The sequence below is a fragment of the Pseudopedobacter sp. genome (genome assembly GCF_040392825.1).
Classification (GTDB): domain Bacteria; phylum Bacteroidota; class Bacteroidia; order Sphingobacteriales; family Sphingobacteriaceae; genus Pseudopedobacter.
The window spans coordinates 1-4,072 of the sequence record NZ_JBEBVH010000317.1; the positions used below are offsets into that span (position 1 = coordinate 1).

Annotated in this window: 3 protein-coding genes; all 3 read left to right on the forward strand. The window is 37.5% G+C overall.

Features of this window, described 5'->3' with window-relative positions:
* The first annotated feature begins 204 nt into the window (after positions 1-204).
* Positions 205-963 carry a hypothetical protein gene (locus tag ABWO41_RS16145; protein WP_353140246.1) on the forward strand — a complete coding sequence of 253 codons (759 nt, stop codon included), beginning with the start codon at positions 205-207 and terminating at the stop codon, positions 961-963.
* Between the two features lie 61 nt (positions 964-1,024).
* A complete protein-coding gene (locus ABWO41_RS16150; RefSeq protein ID WP_353140248.1) occupies positions 1,025-2,329 on the forward strand; it encodes a T9SS type A sorting domain-containing protein in 1,305 nt (434 codons plus the stop codon).
* A 15-nt stretch (positions 2,330-2,344) separates the two neighbouring features.
* Positions 2,345-4,072, forward strand: a 1,728-nt coding sequence (locus ABWO41_RS16155; protein ID WP_353140250.1) for a sialidase family protein, incomplete at its 3' end; no start/stop codon positions are given.

The window sequence follows — 4,072 nt, forward strand, 5'->3', positions numbered from 1 at the left end:
GACACAACAAACAAGTCTCCTTTTTTCAAATAAAGCAAAATCCATGCACCCGAAAGTTTTATGGATGTGTAGTTAGGCAAACCATTGACCTGAATTTTCAGAGAAAGCATTCCTCTTGAAAAAGCCGAGTACAACACAATGTTGTGTGCTGCGGTATTTCTGGAAGATGGTTGTAATGATTGCTAAACAAACAAATACATTGAGATGAAGAAAACACTTCTTTTTATTGCCCTTATTTATTCCAGCTATAGCTATGGACAGATTTTTTCTCAGGATTTTAACGCTTCTGATGTCAACAAAACTTACATCGGGAGTAGCGTCAATCAGTTCGATTGGATAACTGATTTTAAAAATTCCAGAAGTACCATTGAAACAGAAAATGAGAATAGATTTTTAAGGTTTAACAAAATAGGATCATCGTCCGTCATTATTTCTAAAAATACGCCCTTACCCGGAGGAGCGAAAAATAATCTGGCGTATGTGCAGTTTAAGTTTAGAATATCTGCTCCGGATGCTGTAGAAATACCTGAAAATAAGTTAGCTATGTTTTATTTAGGAGCAGGCAATACCGATGCCTTCGAAGCTAAAAATACAGCTGCAGTACTCAATGATAATCTATTTAGCGGATTTGGAATCAGGGTTTCTAAAGCGGCGAACGGAGAATATAAATTCTATATCAGTCCAATGGAAAAAAATACCTTTTCCGGTTGGCAGACGATAACTTGTGTCGCAAACAGAACTGGTGAAGCCATTACTTTTAAAGCACCGGATGGAAAAGAATATACGCTCCAAAATAACAAACAGGCTGTTTGGGTTGGCAATACTTTACAAATTGGAACAGGAACCTTAACTGGAGGGCAGACTACATTCGATAAGTTTAAGCTCAGATTTATCCCGGATTACCCTAATGTAAAGATAGATATTGATGATATGATTATAAGTAACTCAGTTCCGGTAAAATAATAAATACCGAAAGACGGTTAATCCATTTCGGAATCATTCATAAACCAATAACTCAAAAAATATGAAAAAACTTTTATTTACTCTTATTGTATTGGGTAGCTTAAATGGCTACGGGCAAATTTTTGAACAGAATTTTGAATCGAGCGATAGCAAAACAGATTATGTAGGAAATGGTACAGGGCAATTTGATTGGGTAAGTAGCTTTGGAAACTCACCAAGCACTATTGAAACAGAAAGCGGAAACAATTTCCTGAGATTTGATAAAAAAGGAGGATCATCGTCAAATATAACCAGGAGAACTAATCTAAACGCGGATCCATCAAAGAGTGTTGCCGTGGTTAAATTTAAACTAAGGGTTTCCCCTCCTGATATAGAGCAAACTTCACCACCTAATGACCTTGCAGCGCTTTATTTAGGGAGCGTTTCTCCTGCTACCACAGCTTTTAATAATGATGATGTAAGCGTGGTTCCTGATGCAAATACATTTAGTACGCTTCTTTTAAGAGTGCAAAAAGTAAATGCTTCTCAATATCAGTTTTTTATAAGTTCAACTACCTTCTACTTTGAGGGATGGCAAGACATTCTGTATATAGCAAATAAGTCGGGTACTGACATTAATTATAAAAATCCTTTAGGAGATAACACCAGTTTAGCAACCGGAAAACAGGATATTTGGGTAGGAACAACTAAAGTAATTTCAGCAGGCACTATTTCCACCAATTATACACAATCTTCATTCAATCAGTTTAAAATAAGAGTACCGTCAGGTTATGCCAATGTAAAAATAGATATTGACGATATCAAGATATATGATAGTGTATCTGTGCTACCTGTAACATTCACTTCTTTTACCGCTAAACAATCAGGAACTACGTCTCTGTTAAAATGGACAACTGCAAGTGAACAGGAAAACTCCCGTTTCGAAATATTAAGATCAACAGGTGAAAATGATTTCGGGGTAATAGGAACTGTAAAAGGATCGGGAACTACTACAGTAGAATCAAATTATACTTTTACCGATTTCAACCCGTCATTGGGAAGTAACTATTACAAAATCAGGCAAATTGATATAGATGGCAGACAAACAGAATATCCAGTAGTTAGCCATGTTCTTATTGAAAAGAATAACAGCCTAATACAAGTTATCTCAGATGAACGAGCAGGCTATATAACCATTGGTATCGATAGTGATCGCAATCAGACAGAGAGCCTAAGCATAACAGATGTTAACGGGAGAATATTGTATCAAAGGCAGATACATCTGCAATCAGGTAAGAACTCCATTCAAATTCCATATAATTTTCAACCAGGTATGTATGTGTTAAATCTCGCCAGTAAAAAACTGACTACTAAATTCATTAAATAAATTAATCTGCCAATTATGAAAACAAAACTGACCACCTTAATACTCCTATTAGCTGTTAAGCTGGGATATACCCAGGTATTTCAGCAAGATTTCAGTTCGTCAACAGTTGTAAGCAATTACGTGAATTCTTCGAGCCCTTCGGCTAATCAGTTCAATGCGATTAGTAATTTCGCTAACGCTCCTTCTACAATTACCAGCAATGCATTGCGTTTTTCAAAAAAAGGAGCTTCATCTGCTTATTTTGTGCGTACTACGCCGTTATCTACAGCAGCACTTGATTTTATGAAATTTCAATTTAAGATAAGAGTGTCCGAACCCGCGACATTAAATAATTATCAGAATTATGATGCTTCGCTGTATATTGGAGACGGAACCGACGTTGGTTTTTCTGATCCTGCTCAGGTTACTGCGCCAGTGACAGCCAGTATCCATACCCGTTTAAATATCAAATTATCGATAGCCTCAGGTTCGGCCAAATTTTTAATAAATGGCAACGAATATAGCGGGGAACAGACAATCACCTTGTTTATCAATAATACGGGTGACACCATACCGAAATATTATTCAGCACCAAATGGTTATAAATCTATGGTAGCGAACGATAAATTTGATGTTTGGGTTGGTAACGAGTTGGTAATAAATGAAGGTAATGCCACAACAGCAGGAGCAAATATCAATAAGTTTAAATTCGTCTTTCCTTCCGGAGCACCTAATGCCATTGTAGATATAGACAATATTGAAATCAGAGATAATGTATCTGAAGCTTCGCAATTATGGATCAGTACGGTAAAATACCAAAGCCCTGCAACGCAAATTTATCTGGGCAGCCCCAGTATCATAAAACTATCTAACGGAGATCTACTGGCTTCACTTGATTATTTTGGACCAAACCGGCCAAAAGATTCATTAGGAAGATCTAACCGAACAAGTATTTATCAATCTTCAGATAATGGACAAACCTGGCAACATTTAAAAGATTTAGATGGGATGTACTGGGCAAATTTATTTGAACATAAAGGCGATTTATACTTATTAGGCACTACATCTGCTAATGGCAGTATTGCTATACGTAAAAGTACAGATAACGGTCTTACATGGACCACGCCTGCAAGCTCCTCTACAGGTCTATTATTTAATGAAGGCCTGTCTGGTGCCGCTCCGAGATATCATGGTGCACCAACACCAATTGCAAAAGCGGCAGGACGATTGTATAGAGCGTTTGAAAATGTGGAAGACCTCACTGCGTCAGGGTTTAGAGGCTACAGGGCTTTTGTGGTTTCTATTGATGAAAACGATGATTTATTGGATGCAACAAAATGGGCCAAAAGCAATGAGCTTACATTTAACGGAGCCTGGGACCCACCGGGTTCTGCATCTACTACAGGTTGGATAGAAGGAAACGCAATAGTGGGTCCGGACGGAAAGATATGGAATATGATGCGGGTAAATTCTACACCTTTTTTTGACAGATCTGCGCTACTGGAGATTACTAATAATGGACAGACAATAAGTTTTAACCCTTCTTCAGACTTCATTAGTTTTCCGGGCGGCTCCTGTAAGTTTGTTGTGCGTAAAGACACTACTACCAATATTTATTGGGCTATGCTGAACGATAATACCAATGGAGTAGAGCCTAATCAGCGTAATGTATTGGCGTTATATGCATCCTCCGATTTAAGAAATTGGTATCATGCAAAAACATTAATGGAAGACAATCAGGGATTTACTCTTCAGCAATCTATA